This window comes from Telluria antibiotica (assembly GCF_011682055.1).
Taxonomy (GTDB): Bacteria; Pseudomonadota; Gammaproteobacteria; order Burkholderiales; family Burkholderiaceae_D; genus Telluria; species Telluria antibiotica.
Window position 1 is genome coordinate 22,171 of record NZ_JAAQOM010000031.1, and the last position, 7,024, is coordinate 29,194.

4 protein-coding genes are annotated in these 7,024 nt (G+C 66.7%); 3 read left to right on the top strand and 1 reads right to left on the bottom strand.

Annotation, left to right across the window (positions count from 1 at the left end):
- Positions 1–252: 252 nt before the first annotated feature.
- From HAV22_RS30275 to HAV22_RS30285, 3 genes are read left to right on the top strand one after another with little or no spacing between them, the layout of a single operon-like run.
- Positions 253–1,413 carry a porin gene (locus tag HAV22_RS30275; RefSeq protein ID WP_166865414.1) on the top strand — a complete coding sequence of 387 codons (1,161 nt, stop codon included), beginning with the start codon at positions 253–255 and terminating at the stop codon, positions 1,411–1,413.
- A gap of 8 nt (positions 1,414–1,421) precedes the next feature.
- Positions 1,422–3,485, top strand: coding sequence for a 4Fe-4S binding protein (locus HAV22_RS30280; protein ID WP_166865417.1), 2,064 nt, complete (start codon positions 1,422–1,424; stop codon positions 3,483–3,485).
- Positions 3,482–4,453, top strand: coding sequence for an FAD:protein FMN transferase (locus tag HAV22_RS30285; RefSeq protein ID WP_308789253.1), 972 nt, complete (start codon positions 3,482–3,484; stop codon positions 4,451–4,453). The genes HAV22_RS30280 and HAV22_RS30285 overlap by 4 nt, the downstream gene beginning before the upstream one ends.
- Here HAV22_RS30285 and HAV22_RS30290 read toward each other — a convergent pair.
- Positions 4,450–6,393 carry a sigma-54-dependent Fis family transcriptional regulator gene (locus HAV22_RS30290; RefSeq protein ID WP_229421508.1) on the bottom strand — a complete coding sequence of 648 codons (1,944 nt, stop codon included), beginning with the start codon at positions 6,391–6,393 and terminating at the stop codon, positions 4,450–4,452. The two genes, HAV22_RS30285 and HAV22_RS30290, sit on opposite strands and share 4 nt — an antisense overlap.
- Between the last annotated feature and the right edge of the window lie 631 nt (positions 6,394–7,024).

Below are 7,024 nucleotides of genomic sequence, written 5' to 3' on the forward strand. Positions count from 1 at the left end.
GTCGAGACCCTGTTTTGCGGCGGCTTCGGCCGCCGTTTTTTTTAGCCGTTTCGGTCTCGGATATTCAATTTATATCGTTTATCCTGTTTTGGTGAGGGCGATCAAAAGTGTGACACCTGATCCGATTCGCCACAAAAAAATCCCCATCCACCCTCGTTTTCCCGGGCAAACGGCCGGGCACGCAACTTGCCATCACTGTCGGGACCATCCACACGATGTGTTCACACCACAAGCGAGAAAGCGAGGAGACAAATGAAGAAGGTTCATCTACTGGCCGTCCTGGCCTCGATGGGCGTCTGCGCCCAGCAGGCATCTGCCGTCGACCTGAAGGCCGGTGACTGGACGGTCAACGTCGGCGGCATCGTCAACGCCTATTACACGGGCGTGTCGTGCAGCGGCGACGCCATCGGCGGCCTGGCGCTGGGCGGCCGCGCGCTCGGCTGCGGCGGAGAGGATCGCCGCACCACCATCGGCAACGGCCTGCTGCCCAGCGGCCTCGTGACATCGGTCTCGTCGACGCAGGGCGGCTTCGACGTCACCGCGAAGATCGGCATCTACGCCGCGACGGCGACGGACAGCGCGATCGCGCAGAACAGCACCGTCGATGTCCGTCAGGCGTATTTCACGTTCGGCCGCGCGGATCTCGGCACGTTCAAGCTGGGTCGCGACTACGGCTTGTTCGGCCACGAAGCGATCCTCGGCGACATGACGCTCGTGGGCGCGGGCGCACCCGTGCAGGCCACGCAGCGGGGCCGCGTCACGCTGGGCCACATCGGCGCGGGCTACAGCTATCTCGGCACGTATGGCCAGATCGTCTACAGCACGCCGAAGAACGATGCCGGCATCGGCTTCGACTTCGGCGTGATGAGTCCCGTGTCCGACACGCCCGTCATCGCCGGGCCGCGCTACTCGACCCGCACGAGCCCGCAGGTGCAGGCGCGCCTCACGTTCACGCAGGACGGCCTGAAGGCCTGGCTCGGTGCGAAGACCCAGCGCTTCACCGCGCAGACGGCGGGCAGCGGCGACCTCACGATGAACGGCATCGAAGCCGGTGCGTCATACCAGCTCGGCGCGGCCGGGCTGCTCGTCAACGCACAGACGGGCCGCGCACTTGGCATCCTGTCCGACGCCGACCAGGGCGACGTCCGCTCGAAGAACTTCCTCGTGCAGGGCACGTTCAAGACGACGGACGCCCTGAAACTGGGCCTGTCGTGGGGCCGCAGCGCCAACGACGACGACGCGGTCGGCACGGCCGGCCTGAAGTCGAACGCGAACCTGACGGCCGGCGCCTACTATGCGCTGAACGGTGCGATCACGCTGGTGGCCGAGATCGGGCAGACCCGTTCGAAAGGCTTCGGCGGCGCCACCGCGCGCATGAACGGCGGTTCCGTCGGCGGCATCATCTTCTTCTGACGTCTGCCATGGGCCTGCTCCGTCTCGTCATCTGCTGGTTGTTGGTGTGCGCGCCGGCGCAGGCTGGCACGTTGACGCAGGCGGAGTTGGCGCGGCGCTTTCCCGCGCCGCTGACGGTCGGGGACAAGGCGGCCGACGTGCCGGCATGGCCGCTGTTCAAGCAGGACGGCACGGCGATGGAGCTCGTCGGCTATGCGTTCGAATCGGCCGACCTGGCACCCGTGCCGGGCTTCGCGGGCGTGCCGCCGAACCTCCTCGTCGTCATCGACCCGAAGGGGACCTTCCTCGACGTCGCCGTACTGTCGCAGCACGAACCCGTATTCCTGGAAGGTCTCGGCGAGGCGCCGCTGCACGACTTCGTGCAGCAATACCGCGGCCGCTCGCTGGGGCAGGGGATCACGGTCGGCGGCGGCAAGGGAAGCCTGGACGGTGTGTCGAAGGCGACGGCGTCCGTCCGTATCATCAGCCAGAGCATCCTGTCGGCGGCGCTGAAAGTGGCGCGCGCCAGACTCGGATTCGCGCAGGGGCGCGACCCGGGCCGCGTCGGTCGCATCCTGCCCGACCGGTTCGTGCCGCTGTCGCTGCAGCAGATGCTCGATGCGGGCCTCGTGCGCCACGTGCGCGTGCGCAACGGCGACGTCGAGCGCCTGTTCGCGGGCGGCGCCGGCGCCGGACTGGATGCGCAGGTGCTCGCGCATCCCGACGATATCTTCATCGACGTGTGGGTGGCCTGGGCCTCGGTGCCGGCCGTCGGCCGCAACCTGCTTGCGCCGCGCACGTGGAACCGGCTGCAGGGCCGGCTGGAGCCGGGCGACCATGCGCTGCTCGTGCTGACGGCCGGCCCGCATGCGATCGCTGGCGACGACTTCGTGCGCGGCAGCGTCCCGCGCGGCATCGTGCTGCGCCAGGACCGCCTGCCTGTGGAAATGCGCGACCTCGACATCGAGCCGCGGCTGGCGGATGGCGTGCACCTGCCGGCCGACGAGATGCTGCTGTTGCGGGTGATCGGCCAGGCGGGACTCGACCCGGCGCGCGCGCTCGACTTCGCACTTCCCGTCACGCGCAGCAAGGGCATCGTCTATCCGGAGCGGATCACGCGCGAGATCGCGTTCCCGTACCAACTGCCGGCAGCGTACTACGTGGCGCCGGAAGCCGCGGCGCCGGCGTGGCAGGCCAGCTGGAAGGCGCGCCGCGTTGAATTGGCCGTGCTGGGCGTGGCGCTGGCGCTGCTGGCCGGCGCGTTGTGGCAGCAGCGCCGGCTCGTGGCGAACGCGCGGCGCTTCGCCTGGCTGCGGCGCGCGTGGCTGCTGTTCACCATTGGATTCATCGGCTATGCGGCGCAGGCCCAGCTATCGATCGTCAACCTCACCGGCATCGTGCAGGCGCTGCGCGCGGGACGGGGTCTCGATTATCTGTTGTTCGATCCGCTGACCGTCGCGTTGTGGGCGTTCGTGCTTGTCTCGCTATTCATCTGGGGCCGCGGCACGTTCTGCGGCTGGCTGTGTCCCTTCGGCGCGCTGCAGGAATTCGCCGGCCTGGCCGGACAGGCGTTGCGGCTGCCGCAGGTGAGTGTGCGGCGCGTGCTCGATGCGCGCCTGAAGCGCGTGAAGTACGGCGTGCTGGCGGCCATCCTGCTGGCCGCCGCGTGGGCGCCCGCGCAGGCCGACCGGCTCGTCGAGCTGGAACCGTTCAAGACGGCGATCACGTTGAATTTCGTGCGCGGCTGGACTTACGTCGCGTACGCGGTGGGCCTGCTGCTCGGCGCGACGGTCGTCAACAAGGCGTTCTGCCGATATCTCTGTCCGCTCGGTGCGGCGCTGGCGCTGCTGGGGCGCGTGCGCATGCTCGACTGGATCCCGCGCCGGGCCGAATGCGGCGCACCGTGCCAGACCTGCCGCCACCGCTGCAGCTACAACGCGATCGCCCCGCGCGGGCAGGTCGACTACGAGGAGTGTTTTCAATGTATGGAATGTGTCGTTATCCACGCAAGCGACGAACAGTGCGCGCCGCGGATCTTGGAACGGAAACGGAACCGGTCGATCCCGATCGTGTCCATGGACGGGAGAGCATGATGCATCGCAGGACCTTCATCGCCGCCACCTTGGGTGGCATGGCCGGCGTCGCGGCCGGCGCGACGGAAGCCGACCGGCTGCCGCTGCACAGTGGCGCGGCGCTGGCGTTCGGCACGACGATCAGCATCGCCGTGCGCCACGCGGACCCCGAAGCGGCGCAGCAGGCCATCGCTGCGGCACTGGGCGAGGCGCGCCGTGTCGACGCGTTGATGAGTCTCCACCAGCCGCCCAGCCAGGTGTTCCGGCTGAACCGCGACAAGGTGCTGCACGGGCCCGACCCGCATCTGCTGGCCGTGCTGGAGCATGCGCGCACGCTGTCGCGTCTCTCACAGGGCGCGTTCGACATCACCGTGCAGCCACTGTGGCGCGCGTTCGATGCAGCGCACGGGCTGCCGCCGGCATCCGAACGACAGCGCGCGCAGCGCCTCGTCGGCTGGACGCAGGTGCAGGCGGGCCCGGAGCGCGTCGTGCTGGCGCGGCCTGGCATGGCGATCACGTTGAACGGCCTCGCGCAGGGCTATGCGACGGACCTGGCGCTGGCCGCGCTGCGCCGCCACGGCGTGTGTCATGCGCTCGTCGACACGGGCGAGTACGGTGCGCTGGGCCGCGCGGAGGGGCGCCCGTGGCACCTGGGCATCCGCGATCCGCGCCGGGACGATGCCGTGGCCGCGAACGTCGTGATGGATGGCCGCTGCGTCGCGACGTCGGGCGATTATGCGTCCGCGTTCACCTCGGACCTGCGCCATCACCACATTTTCGATCCGGCCAGCGGCGATTCGCCGACGGAGCTGGCCAGTGTCACCGTGCTGGCGCCCACCGGGCTGGAAGCGGACGGTTTGTCGACCGCGTTCATGGTGATGGGCGCGCGCCGCGCCCACGCGCTGGCGGCGCACCTGCCGGGTGTGGACCTGCTCACGATCGGCAAGGACGGCGCGCGCTGGAAGTCGTCCGGGTTCCCGGCGGTCTAGGGGGAGGTCTTGAGATGCGGCAGCTTGCGATAAATAGTATTGCGCGAGACGCCCAGCGCGCGCGCCGTGGCCGACACGTTGCCGCCGTTCGCCTCGAGCGCCTTGAGGATCGCCGCGAGTTCCATCTCCTCGAGGTTGGCGCCGGCCGCGACCATCTGCTGCGCGGCGGGCGCGCTCGCGGGCGCGGCCTCGGAGGTTTCGGCGATGTCGTCCAAGAAGTCGTCCGGCATGTGGCGCAGGCAGATCTCTTCGTCGTCGCCGGCCATGATGGCCGCCGTGCGCAGCAGGTTCGTCAGCTGGCGGAAGTTGCCGGGCCACTTGTGGCGCTTGAACAGCCGCAGGACCTCGTCGGAGATCGTATGCGTGCCGCCGGTTTCCGTCTCCGCAGACAGGATCTTCCTGACGACGATTTCGAGGTCGGTGCGCTCGCGCAGCGGCGGCAGTTTCACGACGAGACCATTCAGGCGGTAATACAGGTCTTCGCGGAACAGGCCTTCGGCGATGCGCCGGCGCAGGTTGTGGTTCGTCGCGCAGATCACTTCCACGTTCACGGCGATCGACTTGCCGCTGCCGAGCGGCGTGACCATCCGTTCCTGCAGCACCCGCAGCAGGCGCGCCTGCAGCGCGTAGGGCATGTCGCCGATCTCGTCGAGGAACAGCGTGCCGCCGTTCGCCTGCAGGATCTTGCCGATCGCCCCCTTCTTGCGCGCGCCGGTGAACGCGCCGTCTTCGTAGCCGAACAGCTCCGATTCGATCAGCGTTTCGGGAATCGACGCGCAGTTCACGGCGACGAACGGCCCTTGCGCGCGCGGCGAATCGTTGTGGATGGCCTGGGCCAGCAGCTCCTTGCCGGTGCCCGTCTCGCCCATGATCATGATCGGCACGTCGCGGCCGAGCACGCGGTTGACCTTCTCGATGACTTGTTCGAGCTGCGGGTCGCCCGTGTTCAGGTAGCGCAGGCCGGACAGGCGGCGCGTCGCGGTCTTCGCCGACGGTTGCGGCAGGGAGGCTTGCGGAACATCGTCGAAAGCGCCCGTCAGCACGTGCACGCCATTCGTCAGGCGCAGTTCCGCGCGGGCGCGCACGCGCACGCCGTTGTGCATGCACAGGTCGAGCAGGCCGGGCGCCGCGGTGCGGTAGTGGTCGTACAGCGCGGAGACGGGAAGGCCGAACAGGGAGCTGAACGTATGGGCCTGCAGCGCGGGGAAGGACAGGCCGAGCTGGAACAGGCCGTTGCGGTTCGCCGCGAGGAAGCGGCCGCCGGGGCTGAACGACGCGATCCCTTCCATCAGCGTGCCGATGAATTCGGGCCGGGTGTGGAAGTGCAGCGTGATCGCGTTCTCGAACGTCGCCGCGAACATCTGGTTCTCGATCATCAGCGCGGACATCCGCACGAGTGCCATCGTGTGCTTGTGGAAGCTGCGGCGGTCGCCGCTCACGTCGAGCACGCCGACCACGTTGCCGCGGTGGTCCGTGATCGGCGCGGCGGAGCAGGTGAGGAAGTGGTTCGACGAGAGGAAGTGCTGGTCGGCGTGGACCGTCGTCGGCGCGCGCTCCGCGATGGCCGTGCCGATCGCGTTCGTGCCCTTGCTTTCCTCGGACCAGGCGACGCCCGGCGTCAGCGCGACGCGGTTCGCCTTTTCCAGGAAGTCGGCATCGCCCAGCGAATGCACGATCACGCCCTGCGCGTCCGTCAGCAGCACCATGTTGTGCGTGTTGGCGATCTGCTGGTACAGCGTCTCCATCGCGGGGACCGCGTGGCTGTACAGGAGGCGGTTCTGTTCGACCAGGTACGACAGGTCGGTGCCGGACATCGGGCCGAAATCGGGGCGTGCGTCGGGAGTGAGGCCGAATTGTTCGGAACGCCGGTGCGAGATGGCGATCATCGACGCCATGTCGTCGCCGGGGACGAGCAGGCCTGCCGCGTGTTGGTAAGTCATTCCATGTCTCCTGGTTGGCCCTGGACCGCGGCTCTATGTGGGGAATCGACTGTTCACAAATGTAGCACCTGTACCGGAAAGGAACAATCAAACCAGCAAATATGTTCCGTTCGCGCGATGCTTTGTTTTATGCAACTTACAGTAAGCAAGCTGGATGCCAGCTTTTCGTGCACGCAACGGCCGCACTTGCGCAGACGGTGGCGGGTTTGCTACAGTGCGCGTCCTGCTTCTGCAGCGCATAAAAAAGTTTAACTGAATCAACTAGTTAAGCTTGTCAGATCGATTACGTCGAGTGCGCTTCAGAAAAAGAAGGGGTTGACGAGTTAAGCGAAGCACTGCATAATCTCATTCCTCTGCTGCTGACGAACACAACGATTCGCAAGCGCAGCAAGGCAGTACCGAATACAAGAGTTCTTTAACAATAAACAGTCGATAAGTGTGGGCGTTTGATGAGGTGCCAGCATCCTTCGGGGTGCTGAATGCTTAAATTATCAAATGTTCACACAAAAGAAATACGTTGCTCAGCAATGAGTGACGGTCAGTATTTTGAGTGAGCGACATGCTACGAAAGTAGCAAAAACAGAGATTAAACTGAAGAGTTTGATCCTGGCTCAGATTGAACGCTGGCGGC

Coding starts and splice junctions, on each gene's coding strand:
- HAV22_RS30275 (WP_166865414.1), top strand. CDS start 253: ATGAAGAAGGTTCATCTACTGGCCGTCCTGGCCTCGATGGGCGTCTGC.
- HAV22_RS30280 (WP_166865417.1), top strand. CDS start 1,422: ATGGGCCTGCTCCGTCTCGTCATCTGCTGGTTGTTGGTGTGCGCGCCG.
- HAV22_RS30285 (WP_308789253.1), top strand. CDS start 3,482: ATGATGCATCGCAGGACCTTCATCGCCGCCACCTTGGGTGGCATGGCC.
- HAV22_RS30290 (WP_229421508.1), bottom strand. CDS start 6,393: ATGACTTACCAACACGCGGCAGGCCTGCTCGTCCCCGGCGACGACATG.